Raw genomic sequence first — 22,741 nt, 5'->3', positions numbered from 1 at the left:
TCTTTGTTCCGGAAACGCGATCCTGATACTTTATCCGCTTCTGGCTGTGGCGGTAAGCTTTGCCGGAATTTATTGGATGACGAAAGCACAGGAAGAAGAGGCCCTGCTGAAGGAACGAGGGAAGGATGTGGCGAAGCGGCGTAAAGCGGCGCTTCTTTTTGTGATCTTTGCAAATGTGGCGGTATTATTTCTTCTGAAATATATTAATTTCGGCATTCATACAATTAATGCCGCCGCTTCTTTCTTTGGCGCCGGCAGAGATATACTTTCCGGTTTTAACTGGCTCGTACCTTTAGGCATATCCTATTATTCGCTTTCATTAATAGGATATGTTGTAGATGTTTATTTTGGAATCGCCGTGCCTCAGAAAAATCCAGCCAAGCTGGCTTTGTACGGGATGTTTTTTCCTGTAATGGTGTCAGGGCCTATTTTACGTTACAGAGAGGATGGGGAACAGTTCTTTGAACCGCATCTGTTTGATTATAAACAGGTCACGCAGGGTATGCAGCGGATGCTTTGGGGTTTTTTTAAGGAACTGGTGATATCTGAGCGGATGGCGCTGATAGTTAATACGATTTATGGTAATTATGAGGCATATCCCGGGGGATATATCTGGATAGGAACAGTGGCTTTTGCGTTTCAGCTGTATACGAATTTTTCCGGTGGGATGGATATTGTATTAGGATTGGCCCAGACCTTCGGACTGAAGCTGCCGGAAAATTTCAGAAGACCGTTTTTTTCTAAAAATATATCCGAGTATTGGCGCAGATGGCATATTTCGTTGGGTGTGTGGATGAAAGAGTATGTTTTTTATCCATTGCTGCGTTCTTCTTTTTTTACCAAACTAAGTAAGGATATGAGAAAGAAGTTTGGAAAAAAGAGAGGAAAGCAGATAACAACATTTGCTGGTATGTTTCTTTTGTGGTTTTCAGTAGGTATTTGGCATGGCGGGGACTGGAAATATATTATTGGTTCCGGTCTGCTGCACTGGTTTTATATTGTCAGCGGCGAACTGCTTGAGCCTTGGTATTTAAAATGTATGGAAAAACTGCACATCAATCCTAAAGCTCGTGCAGTGGATATTTTACGGATTGTCAGAACTTTTTTCCTTGTAAATATTGGGTTTGTATTTTTCAGGGCGTCCAGCGTGGGAGACGCATGGAGAATGTTGAAATCAGCTGCGACTGTGTTTAATCCGGAAATTTTAATCGGAGGACAGATTTTTGAGTTGGGATTGGACTGGATAGAGTTTACGATTGCAGTGGTATCTCTGCTGATTCTGTTTGGTGTATCGTTGATGCAGCGTAAGGGCGATGTGAGGGAACGGATTAGGGAAAAAGCGATGCCTGTCCGATGGCTCATCTGGTATGCATTACTATTCTATGTGATTTTACTGGGATATTATGGGCCGGGCTTTAGCACGGCGGAATTTATTTACCAGGGGTTCTAAAGTTGGTTAGGCACAGTAATCTGTGAGGAGATGGATATGGATAAAATTGCAGTTTTAATTCCCTGCTATAACGAGGAAAAAACAATAGAAAAGGTGGTAAAGGATGCACATGAGGCGCTTCCAGAAGCCGTAATTTATGTATATGACAATAATTCCTGTGACAGGACGGTGGAACTGGCCAGTAAGGCAGGCGCTGTTATCCGTTATGAACGAAAACAGGGAAAGGGCAATGTAATCCGGAGGATGTTCCGTGAAATTGATGCGCGCTGCTATATCATGATTGACGGGGATGATACCTATCCATTGGAATATGCAAGGGAAATGGCAGATAAAGTGTTGCTGGAAGGTTCGGATATGGTGGTTGGAGACAGATTGTCCTCTACTTATTATCAGGAGAACAAGCGCCCATTTCATAACATGGGAAATGGCTTGGTAAAAGCGAGCATTAATATGCTTTTTCATTCGGATATAAGGGACATTATGACGGGCTACCGTGCTTTCAGCTATCAGTTCGTTAAGACCTTTCCTGTATTATCCAAGGGATTTGAAATAGAGACGGAAATGACAATTCATGCGGTCTATAATAATATGCAGGTGGATAATGTGGTGGTGAATTATCGGGATCGGCCTGCGGGGAGTGAATCCAAACTGAATACGTATACTGATGGCATAAAGGTTTTGAATACTATATTGAAAATGTTCAGACAATATAAGCCGCTAGCGTTTTTCTGTATTGTAGCTGTGGTTCTGACGGTTCTTTCCGTTGGTTTTTTTGTCCCTGTATTTATTGATTTTTTAAAAACCGGAATGGTGGATAAATTTCCTACGCTTATTGTCTGCGGCTTTGTGGAGCTTGCGGCGCTGCAGTCAGTTTTTGCAGGTTTGATTCTTCACAATATCGGTATAAAAGGAAGAAGGGATTTTGAACTTCAGCTGAATGATATTGAAGACAGATATCAGGATAAAACTAAGAATATGTGAAAATCTGGTTACCTTAAGATTTTATGAATTCCATTGCAGGTAAATTCAAAAAAGAATATACTTATATTGGAGAAAAGACAGATATATTGTCTGTGGAATTACAGACAGGAGGATGAACAATGGATATACGGATAAAAAGAAAGAAGACCTTGCTGGCTATGCTGTTGGTAGTGTCAGTTCTGTTCTCTGCTTGCGGGAAACAAGAAACTGCAAGTACAGATACGGATGACATTAATGAGTTAAAGGCACAGATTGAATCATTGGCGGCGGAGAATGAAGAATTGAAGCAGCAGCTGGAGAAGTTTACTGCGGAAGAAAGTCAGCCTGCAGAAACGGAAATGGTGCAGGCCACGGAAACCGTGCCGCAGGAAGAAACGGTCCAGGAGGAGGTCCCTCAGGAAGACAGACTGAATATTGTGGTGTTTGGTGACAGTATTTGGGATATGGACAGAGGGGATACGGGTATTGCGGCTCAGGTTGCTTTTTACATGAATGCAGATGTGTATAATTGTGCAGTAGGCGGCAGCAGAGCAACATTGAAGGATGGTGAGTCACCGGATAATTTTGAAAAGTGGGATTCTTCATCTCTTATGGGAATGTGTAATATACTTGCCAAGAAGGTTGATCCTGAGTTTATGGAAGGCTATCCTGCAGGAGGAGTTATCCGTAATGTGAATCCCCAGACTGTTGATTATTATATCATTGCTTATGGGTTGAATGATTATTTCTCTGGTGCTCCTATAGCAGTTGAAGGGAGTGACAGTTGGGATGCACACGGTTATGCAGGCGCTTTGCGGAATGCAATTTTGCTATTAAGTCAGATCAGCCCGCAGGCTAAGGTATTATTGATTTCACCCACCTATTGTCAGTTTTATAAAGATGGGGTTATGTACGCTGATAGTAATATGAAGGATTACGGACAGGGAACGTTGACACAGTATGCAAATGCAGCAAGGAATGTTGCGGAAACAAATAATACATTATATATTGATGCATATAGTACTATGGGTATAACTCCATATACTGCAGATCAGTACTTGGAGGATGGTGTTCATCTTACGATAGAAGGACGAGCCTTATATGCAAAAGCAGTTGCAAGCTGTCTAAAGTATGGAAAACCCGGTGAGGTATCCGGAAACTCTGTTTATTATTAATTATCTTAAAAAAGCTTACAGCAAGGATCCCCATGGGCGTGGCTGTAAGCTTTTTTTATGCAATCAATGAGAGGCCAGAAAGGCTCTTAGTTCAGGGACTTCTTCCATTAACAGATTTGTAAAATAAATGGCACCTTCCGGATTTAAATGATCCGCATCTCCGAAATACTGGATATTGGTTTCAAAACGTTCATCATGAGAATAATCATAGTATGATACTCCCTGTGTTACTACGATTTCATTGATTGTAGTATAAAAATCATATAAAAAAAGGTCGGAGACATATTGATTGTAATAAACAGTAAAAGGAGTGGTGATTAATACCGGTGTAACATTTTTTGATTTGCATAGTTGAATGATATTAATTAACTCCTGTTTTTTATCATCCTGAAAATAATCGGTTTTATTTTCAAAATGCCTCTGATATCTGGCATAACCCTTGGCTTCAAATTCCTGTATTTTTTCGGCGCTATATATTTCATCAGGGGAAACCGGGGCTGGATCTGGGGCAGGTGTGTTTTCGGAGGCAAGCTCCATTTCGTTGTCAGATATCATATTGCCGGACATCCCTTCTTCCATGTTTTCTTCTGCAGCATAAACAATATTTTGCCTGTTTTCCGACAAGGATGGGAAAGTAATCGGTGGTTTAAACAGCTCAAAGATTTTATCACCGGCAGAAAGTATAGGAAAGCGAATTGCCACAAGATCCTTGTACAGGCTGTAATCCGGATTATACTGCGGAGATAATATCCGGTAGTAGCGTACGCTGATTGCTTCAATATCCTCCGGGGTTATCGCCTCTGAGTTAAAAGAAAAGTAGGAAACAGGGATAAATACAATGCCTCCTTCAGCCAAGTCGTTTTGATGCATATTAAGAAGTGCATAGTCATATTTATAGGGTTGACTGGCAAGTGCGAAATTAAAGCATTTAAAGTTACGTTCCTTAGTCAGGGAATCCCAGTTAAAGGCTGCATCACCATGAGAACTTCCCATGTTTGCAATCTGTATACCCTCCGGAACAAAATTAAATTTATTGACTTCGGCTATTGGATCGCTGATTTTCTGTTCATACATAATATCAAGATAAAACAGGCAGCAAAGTGTAAGGCAGACAGCAAGGACACTTTTAACAATAAAAGATTTCATAATTTATTAACTTAGAATTGCATATAAATGAATTCTGTGGATACTCCTTTCTCAGAAAAAAGCAGGATAACCAGTAACAGGAATAAATAAACAGGCCATCTGATAAAGAAGCGCTGTCTGGAAATAAATGTGATAACATCAGTTTTTAAGGATGCCAAATCGTACAAAAACAGAAGAACAAGCGGAAGGCAGTTATATGACAAATGACTGAAGGTCAGTCCCATCTGCAACGCACAATCCTTGATATATGTGGGAAATTGTGTGATACCGTCAAACATATTAGAAATTACATAAAATGCATCCTGGATGGTAACAGCACGGAAAAATATCCATGCAAAGCAAACAAGCAGGAAGGTACATGGAACAGTGATAATGCATAGCAGAAAGTGGTAATGCTTATTCCTTTGGAAGGGGCTTTTTTTGGAATTCCATGGGAAAAAACCTTCAATAATCTGGAATACTCCATGAAGCCCGCCCCATAATATATAATTCCAGCTTGCACCATGCCATAATCCGCTTACCAGAAAGGTAATCAGTATATTTAAAGAATGTCTTACTTTTCCAACTCTGTTGCCGCCTAAAGGTATATAAATATAATCCCGCAGCCAAGAGGACAGGGAAATATGCCATCTCCCCCAGAAATCCTTAATAGAAGAGGCAAAGTATGGAGCCTTGAAGTTCTGTGTCAGGTTAATTCCAAGTATTTTGGCAGAACCAAGCGCAATATCGGTATAGCCTGAAAAGTCACAGTAAAGCTGTATGGCAAAGAAAAATGTGGCAAGAATAAGCGAAAGGCCTTTATAGGAAGATAAATCATTATATACCTGATTTACATATACGGAAAGGCTGTCTGCAAGAACCAGTTTCTTGAAATAGCCCCAGGCCATTTGTTTCAGGCCATATGAAGCCTGTCCATACTGAAATGTATGTCTGGAGTGCAGCTGGGGAAGTAGTGTTTTTCCTCTTTCTATAGGTCCCTGCATAACCTTAGGAAAGAAAGAAATATAAACGGCATAAATGCCTAAATGTCTTTCTGCACGAATATCACCGCGGCATACATCTATCAGATAACTAATTATCTGAAAAATATAAAAAGATATCCCAATAGGAAGCGCCAGCTTCAATGTAAACGGCTGTATGGGAATCGAGATTTTCTGAAACAGCAAAGCAATATTTTCTGTAAAAAAATTAAAATACTTGAAAAAGAATAAAATTGCTATACAAATTAATACCGAGACTGCAAGCAGTGTCCTTGAATAAAGTGTACCGTTATGTCTGCCTTCCATTAACAAAGCAGCAGAGTAGGAAACAAGTGTGGTAAGAAGTATCACTGCAACATACTGAGGCCCCCAGCTTATATAAAAATAATAACTGGATAGGAGAAGAATAATCCAGCGGAATTTCTGCGGCATTATCCAGTATAGAATAAAAACTATGGGAAGAAAAAGGGCATAGCTGAAAGAGTTAAATAGCATAAAAGTTACCTTTCTTGTAATTTTATTTCAGTATCATATAATAATATATTACTATATATATTAAAATATACAGCTGACAATGCAATTTATTAAAGCCGACAATACAATCTATGAGCATTGTCGGCCTTTAAAATTTAATCTTTTTTAATACACATTGTCATTGTACCATAATCAATTCTTGTATAATTTGTAAAATCGATACTTGGATCATAACAGTAATGTCTGTCTTTGGGATTATAAAATAAAATAATATCCATCTGAGACACATCTTCCGTACGTCCATAGTCTTCTCCAGAGCGATCTGTACAGGTTTTTTCTTCTTCATTCCAGGTAAATACATTATTTCTGCCTTTTAATTGCATCCAGCAGGATACAGTGATATCTGATTCTTCATATGGTGAATAGGCAGATAAAATGTTTGTTTCGGCATTTGAGTATTTTAATGCCTCATTTAGGACAGTAGTAACACTGTGACCACGGTAAGTGAAATAATCGGCTTCATTTACAAGAACTTTAAAGTGAAATAATAAAAATATAAATATGATTCCACTATATAAAAGTTTTCGAAGCCCTTTAAATTGTGGCAACTTACAAATTGATAAAATAAAAAAATAAGCAAAACCGAACGACCAAGGTAAGATATAACGTTCCTCTAGGCCAGTTTTACAATAAAGAATGATTTGAGGAAACATGATTAAACATGCAATAAAAAATTCTTTTAATAATAATCTCCAGGATTTAATAAATGTGATAATAATTAAACCAGCCGGTATCATAAAATATAAAAAATATTTTAAGTAATTTCTTATGGCATCAAGCCAATATATTTTGTATTGATGTAGAGTAACTGAAGAATCAAAACCAACATAACCTGGACTTGAAACACCGACGACTAAAATTATAATAAGTACTTCTGCAATAAAGGTAAGACTATATATAAGCATAAATAAAAAATGTTGTCGTACAGAAGTTTGAATTGAGTTGAATGAAAATTCTGTTTTATTACAATCACTATAGATTACAAAACACATTAAAAAAGGTATTAATAATAAAAAACTTTCTTTATATAGTGCGACTATTAAAGTAAATATATAACTAGCTATGGCATAAGAATTTTTTGATGTTTGAATCCATTTTAAAAGAAAATAGAAACTGACTGCAAATAACATTATGCCAGTACTTTCTTGTGGCCCTAGTTTCCACCAAACTACAGATTGAGGACCAACCATTACAACCATTGTAAATATAATTGAATAAAAAACTGTACACTTTAAAGTACGGGCACATAAATAAAGAAAAATAAATGAGATAACTATTTCTATAGCTTTAAAAATTGACCATACAACAAGATTTGAACCAAAAAAAGTAGTAAGAATAACTCTGAATATATAGTATAATGGACGAAATCTGGAACCTATATCTTCTTCAAGTGCTTTTTGGATACAGGTAAAAACTGTTCCCCCCGAACGAGACAATTCAATTTGATACTCTAAAAATTCATGATCATCAACCATATGCCATCCGGATGTAATCGTTCCGGTTGACAGGAGAAGACTAAAAACCATTAGTACGAAAAATAGGGAAACTAACAGGTACTCATTTTTTTTCATAAATTTTAACATCTTATTTACTCCCGATTAATTTAGTACATATAGTATAATACACGTTTTAACACTTTACCAGTGAATATTTTAATAATTAAGAAGTTCATAAGAACTGATGTTTTGGAAAAATAAAGTAAGGTTGGTTTTGTAAAGTTAATGATTTATGCTTATGTAGATAAAAGATAGAAAATGTGGTTTGTATTATTAATTGAATATGATATACTTAAGAAAAAATTAAGAATATAGGCTGATGAACGATAATGAAATACGATAAAATTATACTCGGGGCCGGAATATATGGTTTATATGCGGCCTTGTTTTGTGGTAGCAGAGGTGAAAAAATCCTGGTAATTGAATGTGATACAAAAGCCTTTGGGAGGGCTACTTATATTAATCAGGCCAGAGTTCATATGGGATACCATTATCCGCGCTCCCTTTCAACAGCTATGAAATCAGCAGGGTATTTTGAACGATTTAACAAAGATTTTTCTTTTTGTATCAATCGGGAATTTAATCAGGTGTATGCTACATCTGCGCGGCTGTCCTGGAGTGATGCTGTGCAATTTAAAAAATTCTGTGAGGCGGCCAGGATACCCTGTGAGGAAATAGAGCCCGGAAAATATTTTAATAAAGGGATGTGCGATGGTGCGTTTTTAACAAAAGAATATACGTATGATGCTATGATTTTGAAAGATTATTTTCTGGATAAGATCTCAGCGTTAAAAAATGTTGAAATTAAATATGCCTGTCATACGCAGTCTATAGCGAAACGGGATGATGTTTATGAGGTACATACAAATCAGGGGATTTTCACAGCCCCTTTTTTTCTGAATGCAACGTATGCGTCTTCCAATCAGATATTAAAGCTGGCGGGAGAAGAGAAGTTTGGAATAAAATATGAGTTGTGTGAAATAATTTTATGCCGGACGAACCATAAATTGGAGGGAGAAGGAATAACAGTTATGGATGGTCCCTTCTTTTCAATTATGCCATTTGGCAAAACAGGAATGCACTCACTTACATCTGTTACCTTTACCCCTCATAATACGAGCTACAGCGAAACACCGGTTTTTGAATGCCAGAGCAGGAGCCATAACTGTTGTACCAGGGAATATCTGGGAAATTGTAATGAATGTCCTGCAAAACCTGCTTCGGCTTATCCATATATGTCGGGGCTGGCAAGAAAATATATGAAGAGCGAGTATGAATTTCAATATGAGGATTCGTTGTATTCGATGAAGCCAATCCTGAAAAGTTCTGAAATTGATGATTCCAGACCTACGGTAATCAGGGTACACAGTAAGAATCCTTCCTTTATAAGTGTCCTTTCAGGAAAAATCAATACGGTATATGATTTGGAGGATGTATTAACAAATGAATGAGAAGCAAAAATGTTTTCTTTCCGTGGTAGCATATGTTCATAATAATGAAAACTGTGCAGGTGTTTTCCTGAAAAAGATTTATGAGGTATTAAAAAATAATTTTGAGCATTTTGAAATAATCTGTGTTGATGATGCATCAAGTGACAGAAGCCATGAAGCTATTGAGGAGGCTGCTGCGGGTTTGACGGATACGACGGTTAACTTAATGCATATGAGTTATTACCAGGGTATTGAGTTATCTATGAATGCGGGGACAGATCTTGCAATTGGCGATTATGTATTAGAATTTGATACGGTAGAAATGGATTATCCATCTTCGTTAATTATGGATATTTATATGGAATCCTTGAAAGGGTATGATATTGTAAGTGCATCCCCTGCAAGAAGACAGAAATTTACTTCTTCATTTTTCTATAAAATATTCAATATGGGGGCAGCCGGCAATTATAAGATGAGGACAGAAAGCTTTCGTATTTTATCCAGAAGAGTTATAAACCGGGTTTCTAGTATGAATAAAACGATACCATACAGAAAAGCAGTATATGCAGCCAGCGGCCTGCCTATAAAAAATATGCAGTATGAATGTATAGGAGAACGGCTGAAGGGAAGAGATAAGCTGGAGGACAGATACAGAAAGAATCTGGCTGCAGACTCACTGATTTTGTTTACGGATTTGGGTTATCTTTTTTCAATCAGAATGACGCTTATTATGATGGTAATTGCATTACTGATGGGGATATATGCGATGGTGTTTTACATATGTGGTAATCCGATTGAGGGCTGGACAACAACAATACTGTTTATGGCGTTTGCTTTTTTCGGGCTGTTTGGAATTTTGACTATAATTGTAAAATATCTGTCTGTGATAGTTAATCTTGTATTCAAAAGACAGCAGTATATGGTTGACAGAATAGAGAAGATTACGAAATGAGAGGATATTAAAAGATGAATGTTTTGGTTGGACATACAGGTTTTGTCGGAAATAATCTTTATCGATACGGCAGTTTTGAATTGGGTGTAAACTCGGGCAGTGTCCGGGAAGCTTACGGAACAAAACCGGATCTCTGTGTCTATGCCGGACTGCGGGCGGAAAAATACCTGGCGAATCAGCAGCCGGAAAAAGATTGGCAGATGATTGAACAGGCGAAGGAAAATATCAGAATGATCAAGCCGCAAAAACTGGTTTTGATATCAACAATAGATGTATTTAAAAGTCCGCTGGCGGTCTATGAAGATTCTGCCATAGATATGGATGGTTTGCAGCCATATGGATATAACCGAAGAGTATTGGAAAATTGGGTGAGGGAAAATTATCCGGAAGCTTTGATTGTCAGGCTTCCTGGTTTGTTTGGTGAGGGTATAAAGAAAAATTTTATTTATGATATTATTAATGTCATCCCGTTTATGTTGTCAGAAACAAAAATGGGAGAATTAAGCAGCCAGGAGGCAGCGATTGAGGAGTACTACGAGATACAGGATAATGGGTTCTGGAAATGCAGAAATTTGAATGAAGGAGAGAAAAATGCTCTGAGGAATATTTTAAGCCGTGTAAATTTCAGTGCGCTTCAATTTACGGATAGCAGAAGTGAATTTCAGTTTTATCCACTGAAAAGGTTATGGTCTGATATTAAGATTGCTTTGGAAAATAAAATCGAATTGCTGCATACGGCGACAGAACCTATTTCTGCAGGAGAAATTTATAAGTTTCTTTACGGAAGGGAATTTATGAATGAAACTGCCGGTGTGCCGGCTAAGTATGACTATAGGACCAGGTATAGCGGGCTTTATAGACGGGATGGTGGATATATTATGGGTAAGGAAGAAGTACTTTTAGAAATCCAAAATTTTATTAAGAGTACAAAAATCTGTTGATATGGAAAATTTAAATAGTCTTATGAAAAAAAAGCGGATGCGGGAAAGCCTTTATGTATGTGTGCTCCTGTCTATGGTACTATTGCTGACATGGACTTATTTCAGCAATCCGTTCGATAAAAAGAATTATAATTTTAATAACTTTGAGGCTGTTTCGGAGGCCTTGGCTATTGGCCCTTTTGTGGCGGAAAGATCGGGTGTATCGCCGCTGGACGAGGGCTATGGCCTGGGGTATTATCATGAAAATACAGGAGATACCACATCCTATTGGACGGATACACTGAGCTTATACCGCGGTGAAACAGCATATTTAAGTAATGAAGATTTTCTGGATGGATATGGGCTGAGAGGAGATCTCCTAGCATTTTCTGCAAATTTATATACAGATACCTACTATATTCCGGGAAATTATTTCCTGTTTTCGGATGGAAGCAAGGCTGTTATCACCAAAGTTGAAAGAAAAGATAATATATGCTATACAACAGTAAATGCCGGAATGAAACTTGACAGAGAGAAAAACGGAAGCCTTTCAGAAATAAAGCTGTTTGATGCTTCGGGAAAGGAACTGCCCAAGGGGATATTCTCTGAGTATCCTTCTCAGATAGGACTTCAGGGAAGGGCTTTCCGTATTTTGGCACGTGTTTTTCCTTATGAAAGCGCGGTGACCTGGTTCCATTTATTAACGGCTGCCGCGATGGCCGTGGTCGCTGTTGTCATATTATTTCTTTTGAACAGGAAATTTGGTATAGGAATGGCGGTGGTTTGGGGCGCGGTTTTTCTGCTGTCTCCATGGATAGTACAGTTTGCAAGGAATCTTTATTGGGTGGAATTTACCTGGTTTTTGCCAATGTCATTTGGATTGTTATGTTCAGTCTATGCGGATAACAAAAAAATTGTGGGTATCAGCTGTATTGGGGTTTTTTTATCCGTATTTTTGAAAAGTGCATGTGGTTATGAATATATAACTACAGTTATGATGGGAACAATCCTTTTTTTGATGGCAGATGCCGGAACTGCTTTGTTAACAGATAAAAAAGAATTTCCTGAAATTTTCAAGCGGATTCTTTTGGTTGGTATTGCGGCGTTGCTGGGATTTTTAGCTGCTGTTTGTATTCATGCCTATATCAGGGCCGATGGTGATATCTGGAGAGGACTCTGTTCTATTTATGAGAAAAACGTGCTTGAGAGAACCTGGGGGGGGAATCCGGAGGATTTTCCTGAATCGGAGAGAGCTTCTTTAGAAGCCTCTGCCTTGACAGTTTTAAAGCTGTATTTTCATTTTGACACCTCCTTGATTATGGGTATAAGTGGAAAACTTTTTGGCGGATTGTGTATTTTATCGGTGCTGGCATTATTTTGTGGAATTTGGAAGGATAAAATACGGGGGAAAAAAGACAAAAGTACACTTTATATGTTCTTTTTGTTGTTTTCAGCTTTTTTGACCAGTGTCTCTTGGTTTGTTTTAGGAAAAGCACATTCTTATATCCATACACATATGAATTTTGTGATGTGGTATTTTGGTTTTATACAGCTTCTGATTTATATACCATTGCGTATGCTTTGGATAAAACTGAAGGGATATATTCTGAGAAAAAAGAGGAAGAGGTAATTTTATGAAACTGTCAATTTCAAATATAGCCTGGAGACCGCAAGTGGATGATGAGATGTATCGTTTCCTGCAGGAATATGGATACTCGGGGATTGAAATTGCTCCTACCAGATTATTTCCTGATGCTCCTTATGATCATTGTGGTGAGGCGCAGGCCTTTGCTGTTTGGCTGAAAGAGACATATGGTTTGGCTGTTTCTTCTATGCAGTCAATATGGTATGGAAGAAAAGAAAAGTTGTTCGGTACTGTTGAAGACAGGTTGGTTCTTACAGAATATACGAAGAAGGCAATCGATTTTGCGTCACAGATCGGATGTGGCAATCTGGTGTTCGGCTGTCCTAAAAACCGGTGGGCGGAAAAAGAAGAATTAAAGGAAAGTGCAGAGCCTTTTTTTAAGGAGCTGGGAGATTATGCATTAGAAAAAGGGACTGTGCTGGCTATGGAGGCGAACCCTCCGATTTACAATACTAACTATATAAATACCACCGCAGAGGCATTGGCGCTGGTAAAAAAAATAGGCAGCAAAGGTTTTCTTGTAAATCTGGATTTGGGTACTATGATTGAAAATAAGGAAGCTTTGAACGTGATAGCTGAGGATATCAATTTAATCAATCATGTCCATATCAGTGAACCTAATCTGAAAAAAATTTCTGAACATCCTATACATAAAGAAATCGCCGGATTGTTGAGAAATATGGAATATACAGGTTATATATCTATTGAAATGGGGCGCCAGGAAAATATTCAGGTTACGAAAAAAGTAATAGAATATGTGAGGGAAATTTTCGGATGATTGCATATGAGAGACGGGATGGTGTTCCGCGATTTGAGGCATATGAGCTTGATGTAAAAAAAAGCAGGTATTGTGTTCTGATTCCTGTAATTAATGAGGGGGAGCGTATCCTTCAAGAGTTAAAAAGGGCAAGGCACTATAATGTAATGTCATGTGCGGATGTGGTTCTGTGTGACGGCGGTTCGACGGATGGTTCTATGGAACAGAAAAAGCTGCTGAAGCTGGGTGTAAATACTCTTTTAATTAAGCGTGATGAAGGGCGTCAGGGAGCCCAGCTGAGAATGGGAATCTGGTGGGCGCTTCAGCGAGGTTATGACGGGGTAATAACGATTGATGGAAATAATAAGGACAGTATAGAAGATATTCCCCGGTTTATTGAAAAACTGAATGATGGGTATGATTTTATCCAGGGGTCACGATTCCTGAAGGGCGGGCAGGCAATTAATACGCCTTTAATCAGGCTGATATCAGTCAGATTGATTCATGCGCCTCTTATATCATTAACGGCGAGGCAGCGTTTTACGGATACTACAAATGCTTACAGGGCATATTCCAGAAGATATCTGGAAAATCCTGAGGTTTGTCCATTGAGGGATATTTTTATATCATATGAGCTGCTTGCATATCTGTCTGTACGGGCCACTCAGCTTGGGATGAAAGCATGTGAGATTCCTGTAACACGGCGATATCCAAAAGAAGGAAAAACACCTACCAAGATAAGCTTTTTTAAAGGGAATTACGAACTGATGAAAATTTTAGTTACCAATTTATTTGGAGGATATAATCCTTAATTAATTGTTCAGTCTGTTGAGGGGGACAGATGAAAGCTAAAGGTGATGAGTTAAAAAAAGGGAGAGTAAATGAATATGATCTCCTTAGAGTTACAGCAACAATTTTGGTAGTAATCGGGCATAGTTGTTATCTGGTTATGGGAGGCGTACACTATGAAGTTCCTGCAGACAGTTCTTGGGTGTATGATTCGAATTTATTTCGGATAATCAGATTTTTAAGCGGATGGGTGTATGGATTCCATATGCCGCTTTTCTTTCTTCTATCGGGTGCGGTTTATCGTCTAAAGGAAGAAGACGGATTAAAAAGGCTGGCATGTAATAAACTGAAAAGACTGATAATACCGTATTATTTATGCGGCCTGTTATTTATGCTTCCGGTAAAATTGATGACAGGATATTATAATGCGGATAATTATAATGAAGCAGTTGTAAAATTTCTGGTTGGTAAAGGCGATGGGCATCTTTGGTTCTTACCAGCCTTATTTTGGTGTTTTATTATTTTTTGGTGCCTTCACCGATTGGTCGGGAAAAGAAATATCTATCCGGTTCTTGTGCTTGCTGCGCTTATTCAGTATTTCCATGGCCAGCTGCCATTTGATTTTTTCCTTTTTAAGAGAGGAATGGGGTATTTATTTTGGTTTGTATTAGGCTATTGGTTTGATGGGGTGAGAAAGAAGTTGTCAGAATATTCATATTATGAGTATGGAGTGTGTAAGTTTTTATTTTTGCTTGAAATAATGATATTAGATATTAAGATAGATTTTCTGAATGATTTTTTCGTCATAATTATTTGTAGCTATGCAGTTTATTTGCTATGCATAATTTTGGTTAAAAAATATGAAGAATTGTGTGAACGGTGGGGGTTTCGTTTGTTATTGAGGCATAGTATGCATATATATTTATTTCATGATCCGCTGGAATATGCGGTACTGTTAGCTGCATTCTCCTATGGCTGGCTGAGCTCAAGGCTGGGGTGTTTGGCTTACATGGGAATGAGGATTATCGGAGTTATAATTTTGTCTGTGGTTATGGGATATATCGTTGATAAACTAAAAAGTAAGCTGCTTAAGATTTCTTGACATTTCTGTAAATCAGATTATAATACACACTAGTGAGGGGAAAACTAAATAAAATATTTTTCATACACTGCTGGAACAGGAGGCAAAATGAAAAAGGATTATTCCCCTACAAAAATGCTGAGAAAAGACAAGCAAGATGCTTTCTCAGCTGTTTTACTTGGCATATGTCTGTGTTTTTATCTCTTCTTCGCATTTTATGATGGTGCGGTTATTTGTGTGGATTCTCCGGGCTACATCAGTATGCGGCTTTCAAGAGAACCCTTTTATCCGCTGTTTCTTGCTTTTTTTCGAAAGCTTTTTTCTTCATTTCCCAATGATTTTTACCTGACAGCCGTTGCTTTTTTTCAAAGCGGGCTTATGGCTTTTGCTACATGGGCGTTGGTGAGGTATCTTTGGAAGGAGCTTCGGCTTCCGAAGGCTGTGGCGCTTGTTGCGCTGGCTATGCCGCTTGGGGTTTCTTTTTTGTGCCGGTTTGCTGCAAAGAGGGAATCTATGTATTCCAACAGTATTTTGACGGAAGGGATTGTTATTGCACTGTATCTTTTGTTTTTCCGCTATCTCCTGGAATACTGTCTTCATCAGAACAGAAAAAGTCTGATTTTAAGCAGCATACTTGTTTTTGTTATGGTGTCAACAAGAAAACAGATGTTTATGACATTGGCGCTGCTGATTATTTGTGTGGTGGCTGTGAATATATTTCGCAAAAAGACCCTTTGGGGAATTTGGACTGTAATACTGTGCACACTGGGAATCTTGAGCTGTTCTATGCTTCTTGATGTTGGATATAACTATATTTTGCGTGGGAATGCAGTACGTCATACCAATGACAGTCGGTTTGTTACAACAATGGCGTTTTATACGGCTGATAGAAGTGATGCGGAATATATCAAAGATGAAGAGGTCAGAACACTTTTTTTGGAAATTTATGATGTATGTGAGGAAAAGGGATATCTGAAGCACAGTGCCGGAGAAGGATGGTTTAACCGGGTGACGCATTTTGGTGATTTTTATGACTGTATACAGATTGATACCATGGGTCCGATGATAACACAATATGTGCAGGTGAATTATGGCGGAGGAGAGGTGGAAGAAGGGAAAAAGGTGGATCAGATTATGCGGATGATTAATGTGTCGGTTATGCCGCATAATGCGTTGAATATCATAGGTTCCTTTTTAGATAATGTACTTTCAGGTATGATAACGACTGTCGCCAAACGGAATATTTTATTAAACTGGTATAGTTTTTTCATTTATATTATTTATGTTATTCTGCTTATCTGGAATGTGAGGATCAGAGGGCATGAAAAGACAGCAGTGTTGGCAGGGCTTACACTTCTGGCAATTGTGGGGAACGTTACGCTTGTTTCTCTTGTAATCTTCTGCCAGACCAGGTATACGATATATAATATGGGGCTGTTTTATATTTGTATGGTAGTGATGCTTTATAATCTGTTCAGGCATTGGCGTTTGGCTTCTGAGAAAACAAAATAAAGGAGTTGTATATATTTTCCGGTTTTTACGTTTTTTCTTGTAAAAATCCATGGATTGGGCTAAACTGATTTATGCATAGCATATCCTGAGGCGGGATTTGCTGCAGCGGCAATTTGACTGGTTAAATTTAAAATTCCATGGAGTACTCATATGCTTTTTAATTCTTATATATTTCTGTTCCTGTTTTTACCATTTTGCCTGGGCGGGTTTTATCTGTTCGCCCATTGGGGGAAGTCTGTGCCTGCCAAGCTGTGGCTGACAGGCTTTTCTTTGTGGTTTTATGGGTATTTTAATCCCAGCTATCTGCTGATTATGATTTTCAGTATTCTTTTTAATTATGTTTGCTTTCGGCTGATAAATGCAACGGGACCGAACAGGAGCCGTATAATGATGGCGGCGGGTGTTCTGTGCAATCTGGGAATTCTTTTTTATTTCAAGTATTTTGACTTTTTTATTGAAAATGTAAATGCCGTATTTGGTACTTCGTTTTTACTGAAGGGAATCCTGCTTCCGCTGGGAATCAGTTTTTTTACCTTCCAGCAGATTGGTTTTCTTGTGGACACTTACCGGGGGGAAATCAGGGAGTGCACTTTTCTGGATTATGCGCTGTTTGTCTCCTTTTTCCCGCAGCTGATTGCGGGGCCGATTGTGAATCACAATGAAATGATGCCGCAGTTTGATAAAATCGGGAAGCAGAAGCTGGATTGGGATCGGTTTGCCGGGGGCGTATTTTTATTTACGCTGGGAATGGTGAAGAAGGTTTTGGTCGCGGATACGTTTGGGAAAGCGGTGAACTGGGGGTATGCCAATGTTCTGAACTTAAGCGGAGTGGACAGTGTGCTGCTGATTCTTTTTTATGTGCTACAGTTGTATTTTGATTTCAGTGGCTACTGTAATATGGCCAGGGGGCTGGGCTGGCTCTTTGGGATAGAGATTCCTGTGAACTTTAATTCGCCGTATAAGGCTGTGAGCATCGTGGATTTCTGGAAACGGTGGCATATTACACTGAGCCGTTTTTTTACCAAAAATGTATATATTCCATTGGGCGGGAACCGAAAGGGCAGAGGACGGATGTACTTTAATTTGTTCCTGATTTATCTGCTCAGCGGTATCTGGCATGGGGCCGGATGGACTTTTGTATTGTGGAGTGTGACGCAGGGGGTTCTGTACATAGTTACCCGGATGTGGCAGCTGCATCAGAAGGAGAAGAAGGAAAAGAGCTGCAAAGCAAAGACAGCGGGGCCGGTTAGAAGACAGGTGGTTAAAGTTGCCGGGGTTTTGTTTACCTTTGTTTATTTCAGTCTGACCTGTGTCTTTTTCCGCTCAGAGACAGTGGGACAGGCACTGGAAATTTTTAGGCATTTATTTACGGGCGGGATTGCTCTTCCTGCGGAGGCGATGATGCAGTCCTTCAATCTGGATGAATTCTGGTATGTGATAAAGTTGCTGCATTTGGACAGCCTGCCGTACAGTCAGATGTATTTGGGAGGTATCATTACAGCGGTGACTATGGCGGTGGTGTTTTTTGCGCCGAATGCGGATGAAGTGGCGGTGAGGTTCCGGCCCAAGGCCTGGAATGCGCTGGTGACGGCAGGACTCTTTCTGTGGTGTGTGCTGTCGCTTTCAGGGGTCAGCAGTTTCCTGTATTTTAATTTCTGATACGGGCTGTTTTCAGAGAAGCGGGTATGAGGGAGTACGGCTTGTCCGTGACAATGTATGAGAGGTATGTGGATGAAACCTTGTAAAAGATGGTTGCTCTTGTTTGGCAGTATTCTCCTGGCAGGCTTTCTTGCGATAGCTGCCATAGTGATATATGTGGATCCTTTTTTTCAGTATCATAAGCCCCTGGCTTATTTTCCATATAAGGTGGATAATCAGCTGAGCCAGAATCCGGGAATGGCCCGCCGGCTGGATTATGACAGTGTTCTGTTAGGCTCCTCCATGACGGCAAGCTTTGACACGGACTGGTTTACGGAGGTGATGGGGCTGCAGACGGTGAAGCTGAGCTATAACGGTGCGTTTCCTAAAGATGAGGCCAACATAATGGATATTATTTTTGACACGAAAGGGGATTCGGTGAAAAAAATATTCATGGCCGTGGATCAGGGGGCGTTTTCAGCGGATACGAAGGCGACGAAATATCCGATTCCGGAATATTTGTATGATAAAAATCCTTTTAATAATGTGCAGTATCTTTTTAATAAGGATGTGCTGCTGAATTATATTTTCAAGCCGTTGGTGGATCCTACGGAGAGGACGGACTGGACACAGCTGTATAAGCCGTGGTGGACGGATCAGTACTATACGAAGGCCAATGTGCTGATGTATTATGTTCCGGCAGAGGAAGCGGAGGAGGAGATGCCGGAGGATGCGTTTGTGTCCGGTATTCAGGCAAATCTGGAGGCCAATATTATTCCCTTTGTTGAGGCTCATCCGGAAACGGAATTCATTTTCTGGTATCCGCCGTACAGTATTCTTTACTGGAATGATGTGATGCGGCAGAAGGAGCTGGATGCGGTTATCAGAGAACTGGATTATATGACGGAAAAACTGCTTGCGTATGATAATGTAAGAGTATTCTGTTTTCAGAACAACAGGGATATCGTATGTAATCTGAATAATTATGCGGATTATACGCATTATCATGCGGATGTCTGCCGGTATATTGTGGAGTGCTTTGAAAATGGAGAGGGAGAGCTGACTGAGGATAATTATAAAGCGGTTTTTGCGGACCTGCGCGAGTTGGCGGCGGGTTATGATTATGAAGCAATTTATGACAACTGGTATGATTAAGCTGTTGTTTAAGTGACTTGGGAAGTAACTGTGAGGGAACTGAGCAGTTGCCTGCAGGAAGATAAAGAGAGGTTTTTACATGATTGCAAAAGTACTGATTACCTTTGGGGTTCTGTTTGCTGCTCCTTTTTGCATGGGGCTGATTCCGGCCCGGTTCATGCCCGGGGGGCGGAGGAAAAAGAATCCGGTTCTGATTTATCTGGCTGGTTTTTTCTTAACGCTGGCAGTTTTTCAGATAATTGCTGTGCCTGTCATTTTGATGAAGCCCTGGGGATTTCCCATAATAGTTAAGCTTTATTCCGGCGCGCTCATTTTGCTGTCGGCAGCAGGTTTGTTTTTTGGGAGGAATGTGCTGGGGGATTTGACGGAGAACGGCAGGGAGCTTTGGGAGGGCAGGCGCAGGCCGTCTGTGGAAACGGCTCTTTACTGGATTCTTGCGGGCGGACTGGTCCTTTTTCAGATTTATATGGCATATACAAGGGCGTCCTTTGACGGGGATGATGCGTATTATGTGGCGCAGTCTGTAATTGCGGAGCAGTCGGATGTGCTTTACCGGATTTTGCCGTATACAGGCCTTACGACAACGGTGGATGTACGGCATGCGTTGGCTTCGCTGCCTATATGGGAGGCGTATCTGGCAAGGATGACGGGAATACATCCGGCGATTATTGCTCATTCGGTGCTGCCGCTTGTGCTGATACCGGTAACCTATCTTTTGTATTATTTGATTGGAAGAAGGCTGTTTGGCAAAGAGAACCGCAGGCTGGCAGTGTTTATGATTCTTGTAAGTGTGCTGCAGATTTTTGGGAATACTTCCATTTACACAAATGCAACATTTTTCCTGATGCGTACATGGCAGGGAAAGTCCATGTTGTGTAATATGGTGCTGTTGGCGGTGCTGTGGTGTCTGCTGAATCTGTGGGATATGAAGTCTGCTGTCGGAGAGAAAAAGGAGAGCCAGGCCGGCTGGTGGATTCTGTTATGTGCGGTCAATATGGTGGCGGCCATGGCGACTACTATGGGGGCTTTCCTGACGGGGCTGCTGATTGCCGTGACAGGCCTTGTTCTGGCGGTGAGAGACAGACGTCCGGCAGTGCTTCCCAAGCTTGCGGCAAGCTGCATTCCCTGTATTGTGTATCTGGCGGTTTACTTGGTTCTGGTCTGAAAGGATGAAAATATTTTGAGAGAGATACTGACGATTTTTATGGATTATTGCGGTGATGGTATTTATCCGTTTCTTTTTCTGGTGGCGCTTATATATTTATTGCTGACAGAGAAGGACAGGAAAATACGGCTTGTATTAGTGGAGTCCTCTTTGGTAATAACGATTTTGTTTTTCTTTCCCTTATTTAAGCTTGTAATGGATAAAGTTGAAGAAGCGGGAACTTATTATAGAATCCTTTGGATATTGCCGATGACTGTGATGATAGCCTATGCAGGCGTTAAACTAATAGGAAAGCATACTCGGATCGGAATAATAGTAATGATATTGCTTCTTGCACTTGGTGGTGAATATTTATATAAAAATATTAATATTACGAAAGCACAGAACCGATATCATATCCCTCAGTCGGTAGTGTCTATTTGTGATCTCATTGAACCTGCGGAGGACGAGGAACGTGTCTGGGCAGTCTTTCCTTCGGAATTGCTGCATTATGTAAGGCAGTATTCTTCAAATATTCAGATGCCCTACGGCCGTGACATGCTGGTAGCCAGCTGGGATCATGTGGAACATCCCATATATGCGCTGATGGAAGCGGATACGGTAAGAATCGATTTGCTTGCGGAGCTGGCAGATGACTATAAATGCCAGTATATTATTCTGAATAAGGCGAAGAAGACGGAAGGGGATCCGGCGGAATACGGGCTGGAAAAAATCGGGGAAGTGGAAGGGTATGATGTATTCCGGAATGTGGATGTTCCGGTATTGAAAAAAGAACAGACTTTGCCCTAGAATCCCTATTGATTAAAACGAAGAATAGTATCCGATGTAAAAAGGCAGTATATATAGTGGAATAGAACAGGCAGGTACTAAAACTGTGTGATTAATAGAAGAAAGGGCGCCGTTACCCGGCCGCGAATTGCGGCCGAATACCGAAGCCCTTTTACTTTACAACCTATTTTTCTTCCCCAACATGAAAAATTTCCTTTGCAAACCGCCCTGCAACTTTTTCCCGTCCCTTTTTATTCAGCCGGTATCCGTCCGTCAGGCAATTCTTTGCCTCATCTTCATTAATGGTCCCATAATAATTATCAAGAATACTAACTCCGTTTGCCATAGCCACATCAATTTCATGCAGCACATAATCAGGAAGCACGCCGTTGCCGAAATCCTCCGTATCCCCGTTAACCATCTTGCCGCCACCATCCTCAAACTGCCCGTAGGAAGGAGACAGGACCACCAGACGGATGTAAGGATAGGTCTTCTGGATTTCCTGAAGAGAAGCATTCAGCGCGCCGTTCCAGGTAAGCAGGTTGATGTCATTATTTTCATCCATAACAGGCCGTTTATCCATGTAATCATTCAGATCATACATGATGACGATCATATCAACCTTGGAAAAATCCACACTTTTCAGGGTATCCAGCGCTTCCCTGTAAGCCTTGTCAGATTCTGAAAGCAAATCCACAGCATGTTCCATAAGGTCAAAATTCCCGCCGCATATGGAGGCTGTTACCAGATACAGGCTGAGCGCATCCTGAGGATAGCTGTCGGTATACTCCGTATTTTTCATAGAAATATAGGAATCCGGAAATGCACCGTTATAAACCGTGGCATCACACTTCTCGGCAATTAACTCCGCAAGGCCGTCTTTTCCCCGTTCATCAGAAAAAGGATGGTTCCCAAGACAAACGATAGTGTTGACGCCGTCATCCTCCCGCCCTTTAAGCAGCTCTGGATCCAGCGGCTGTATATAATCCAGGGCTTCCACTTCAAATTCCGAAGAATCCGCATTGGGGTCATATCCGGAATCCTTCCCAATATTCCACACAACCAGCTTGACAACAGCAAATATCAGCATTGCCGCAAGAACGGCGGCAATTATATAGTGAACGTAGGTTTCCGTATTTTTCCTTTTTCTGCGTCTGCCGGTATTTTTACCCGACACACCACGGCGGG

At 40.2% G+C, this 22,741-nt stretch carries 19 protein-coding genes; 15 read left to right on the top strand and 4 right to left on the bottom strand.

Annotation, left to right across the window (positions count from 1 at the left end):
- The first annotated feature begins 76 nt into the window (after positions 1-76).
- The 3 genes from HMPREF1548_RS13990 (at position 77) to HMPREF1548_RS13980 (ending at position 3,585) form a co-directional block, all read left to right on the top strand.
- On the top strand, positions 77-1,450 hold the full coding sequence (locus tag HMPREF1548_RS13990) for an MBOAT family O-acyltransferase (RefSeq protein ID WP_270495066.1): 1,374 nt from the start codon (positions 77-79) through the stop codon (positions 1,448-1,450).
- A gap of 36 nt (positions 1,451-1,486) precedes the next feature.
- Entirely contained in the window at positions 1,487-2,431 is a 945-nt protein-coding gene (locus HMPREF1548_RS13985; protein ID WP_035322176.1) for a glycosyltransferase family 2 protein, read from the top strand.
- 158 nt (positions 2,432-2,589) lie between these two features.
- Positions 2,590-3,585, top strand: a complete 996-nt coding sequence (locus HMPREF1548_RS13980; RefSeq protein WP_286138031.1) for a GDSL-type esterase/lipase family protein — start codon at positions 2,590-2,592, stop codon at positions 3,583-3,585.
- Between the two features lie 63 nt (positions 3,586-3,648).
- On the opposite strand, the gene HMPREF1548_RS13975 is transcribed toward HMPREF1548_RS13980, so the two are convergent.
- From HMPREF1548_RS13975 to HMPREF1548_RS13965, 3 genes are all read right to left on the bottom strand, one after another.
- A complete protein-coding gene (locus HMPREF1548_RS13975) occupies positions 3,649-4,731 on the bottom strand; it encodes a D-alanyl-lipoteichoic acid biosynthesis protein DltD (RefSeq protein WP_021636882.1) in 1,083 nt (360 codons plus the stop codon).
- A gap of 11 nt (positions 4,732-4,742) precedes the next feature.
- Positions 4,743-6,017: an MBOAT family O-acyltransferase gene (locus tag HMPREF1548_RS13970; RefSeq protein ID WP_286138030.1), complete on the bottom strand. Its 1,275-nt coding sequence runs from the start codon at positions 6,015-6,017 to the stop codon at positions 4,743-4,745.
- Between the two features lie 323 nt (positions 6,018-6,340).
- Positions 6,341-7,828: a glycosyltransferase family protein gene (locus tag HMPREF1548_RS13965; RefSeq protein WP_021636880.1), complete on the bottom strand. Its 1,488-nt coding sequence runs from the start codon at positions 7,826-7,828 to the stop codon at positions 6,341-6,343.
- 242 nt (positions 7,829-8,070) lie between these two features.
- Here HMPREF1548_RS13965 and HMPREF1548_RS13960 point away from each other — a divergent pair, with 242 nt between their 5' ends.
- The 12 genes from HMPREF1548_RS13960 (at position 8,071) to HMPREF1548_RS13905 (ending at position 21,574) form a co-directional block, all read left to right on the top strand.
- Entirely contained in the window at positions 8,071-9,192 is a 1,122-nt protein-coding gene (locus tag HMPREF1548_RS13960; RefSeq protein WP_021636879.1) for an FAD-dependent oxidoreductase, read from the top strand.
- Positions 9,185-10,123 carry a glycosyltransferase gene (locus HMPREF1548_RS13955; protein ID WP_021636878.1) on the top strand — a complete coding sequence of 313 codons (939 nt, stop codon included), beginning with the start codon at positions 9,185-9,187 and terminating at the stop codon, positions 10,121-10,123. Before HMPREF1548_RS13960 ends, HMPREF1548_RS13955 begins: the two co-directional genes overlap by 8 nt.
- A 200-nt stretch (positions 10,124-10,323) precedes the next feature.
- The gene (locus HMPREF1548_RS13950; RefSeq protein ID WP_320920150.1) at positions 10,324-11,064 is read left to right on the top strand and encodes an NAD-dependent epimerase/dehydratase family protein; all 741 of its coding nucleotides are present in this window, start codon (positions 10,324-10,326) and stop codon (positions 11,062-11,064) included.
- 631 nt (positions 11,065-11,695) lie between these two features.
- The gene (locus HMPREF1548_RS29515) at positions 11,696-12,673 is read left to right on the top strand and encodes a hypothetical protein (protein ID WP_157065681.1); all 978 of its coding nucleotides are present in this window, start codon (positions 11,696-11,698) and stop codon (positions 12,671-12,673) included.
- Between the two features lie 4 nt (positions 12,674-12,677).
- On the top strand, positions 12,678-13,466 hold the full coding sequence (locus HMPREF1548_RS13940) for a sugar phosphate isomerase/epimerase family protein (protein WP_021636875.1): 789 nt from the start codon (positions 12,678-12,680) through the stop codon (positions 13,464-13,466).
- On the top strand, positions 13,463-14,257 hold the full coding sequence (locus tag HMPREF1548_RS13935; protein ID WP_021636874.1) for a glycosyltransferase family 2 protein: 795 nt from the start codon (positions 13,463-13,465) through the stop codon (positions 14,255-14,257). Before HMPREF1548_RS13940 ends, HMPREF1548_RS13935 begins: the two co-directional genes overlap by 4 nt.
- Before the next feature lie 29 nt (positions 14,258-14,286).
- The gene (locus HMPREF1548_RS13930; protein WP_021636873.1) at positions 14,287-15,336 is read left to right on the top strand and encodes an acyltransferase family protein; all 1,050 of its coding nucleotides are present in this window, start codon (positions 14,287-14,289) and stop codon (positions 15,334-15,336) included.
- An 87-nt stretch (positions 15,337-15,423) separates the two neighbouring features.
- The gene (locus HMPREF1548_RS13925; RefSeq protein ID WP_021636872.1) at positions 15,424-16,827 is read left to right on the top strand and encodes a hypothetical protein; all 1,404 of its coding nucleotides are present in this window, start codon (positions 15,424-15,426) and stop codon (positions 16,825-16,827) included.
- 150 nt (positions 16,828-16,977) lie between these two features.
- Positions 16,978-18,486, top strand: coding sequence for an MBOAT family O-acyltransferase (locus HMPREF1548_RS13920; protein ID WP_021636871.1), 1,509 nt, complete (start codon positions 16,978-16,980; stop codon positions 18,484-18,486).
- A 72-nt stretch (positions 18,487-18,558) separates the two neighbouring features.
- Positions 18,559-19,620 (top strand): hypothetical protein, encoded by a 1,062-nt coding sequence (locus tag HMPREF1548_RS13915; protein WP_035322167.1) that lies wholly within the window; start codon positions 18,559-18,561, stop codon positions 19,618-19,620.
- Between the two features lie 79 nt (positions 19,621-19,699).
- The gene (locus HMPREF1548_RS13910; protein ID WP_021636869.1) at positions 19,700-20,785 is read left to right on the top strand and encodes a DUF6077 domain-containing protein; all 1,086 of its coding nucleotides are present in this window, start codon (positions 19,700-19,702) and stop codon (positions 20,783-20,785) included.
- Positions 20,786-20,800: 15 nt separating this feature from the next.
- Positions 20,801-21,574, top strand: coding sequence for a hypothetical protein (locus tag HMPREF1548_RS13905; protein WP_025488558.1), 774 nt, complete (start codon positions 20,801-20,803; stop codon positions 21,572-21,574).
- A 163-nt stretch (positions 21,575-21,737) separates the two neighbouring features.
- Here HMPREF1548_RS13905 and HMPREF1548_RS13900 read toward each other — a convergent pair.
- Positions 21,738-22,741, bottom strand: a 1,004-nt coding sequence (locus HMPREF1548_RS13900) for a hypothetical protein (protein ID WP_021636867.1), incomplete at its 5' end; no start/stop codon positions are given.

The sequence above is a fragment of the Clostridium sp. KLE 1755 genome, from assembly GCF_000466465.2.
GTDB lineage: Bacteria > Bacillota > Clostridia > Lachnospirales > Lachnospiraceae > Eisenbergiella > Eisenbergiella porci.
The sequence above is the reverse complement of the archived record's forward strand: the minus strand, read 5'-3'. Positions and strand labels throughout refer to the sequence as shown.

Coding starts and splice junctions, on each gene's coding strand:
- HMPREF1548_RS13990 (WP_270495066.1), top strand. CDS start 77: ATGACGAAAGCACAGGAAGAAGAGGCCCTGCTGAAGGAACGAGGGAAG.
- HMPREF1548_RS13985 (WP_035322176.1), top strand. CDS start 1,487: ATGGATAAAATTGCAGTTTTAATTCCCTGCTATAACGAGGAAAAAACA.
- HMPREF1548_RS13980 (WP_286138031.1), top strand. CDS start 2,590: ATGCTGTTGGTAGTGTCAGTTCTGTTCTCTGCTTGCGGGAAACAAGAA.
- HMPREF1548_RS13975 (WP_021636882.1), bottom strand. CDS start 4,731: ATGAAATCTTTTATTGTTAAAAGTGTCCTTGCTGTCTGCCTTACACTT.
- HMPREF1548_RS13970 (WP_286138030.1), bottom strand. CDS start 6,017: ATGGAAGGCAGACATAACGGTACACTTTATTCAAGGACACTGCTTGCA.
- HMPREF1548_RS13965 (WP_021636880.1), bottom strand. CDS start 7,828: ATGTTAAAATTTATGAAAAAAAATGAGTACCTGTTAGTTTCCCTATTT.
- HMPREF1548_RS13960 (WP_021636879.1), top strand. CDS start 8,071: ATGAAATACGATAAAATTATACTCGGGGCCGGAATATATGGTTTATAT.
- HMPREF1548_RS13955 (WP_021636878.1), top strand. CDS start 9,185: ATGAATGAGAAGCAAAAATGTTTTCTTTCCGTGGTAGCATATGTTCAT.
- HMPREF1548_RS13950 (WP_320920150.1), top strand. CDS start 10,324: ATGATTGAACAGGCGAAGGAAAATATCAGAATGATCAAGCCGCAAAAA.
- HMPREF1548_RS13940 (WP_021636875.1), top strand. CDS start 12,678: ATGAAACTGTCAATTTCAAATATAGCCTGGAGACCGCAAGTGGATGAT.
- HMPREF1548_RS13935 (WP_021636874.1), top strand. CDS start 13,463: ATGATTGCATATGAGAGACGGGATGGTGTTCCGCGATTTGAGGCATAT.
- HMPREF1548_RS13930 (WP_021636873.1), top strand. CDS start 14,287: ATGAAAGCTAAAGGTGATGAGTTAAAAAAAGGGAGAGTAAATGAATAT.
- HMPREF1548_RS13925 (WP_021636872.1), top strand. CDS start 15,424: ATGAAAAAGGATTATTCCCCTACAAAAATGCTGAGAAAAGACAAGCAA.
- HMPREF1548_RS13920 (WP_021636871.1), top strand. CDS start 16,978: ATGCTTTTTAATTCTTATATATTTCTGTTCCTGTTTTTACCATTTTGC.
- HMPREF1548_RS13915 (WP_035322167.1), top strand. CDS start 18,559: ATGAAACCTTGTAAAAGATGGTTGCTCTTGTTTGGCAGTATTCTCCTG.
- HMPREF1548_RS13910 (WP_021636869.1), top strand. CDS start 19,700: ATGATTGCAAAAGTACTGATTACCTTTGGGGTTCTGTTTGCTGCTCCT.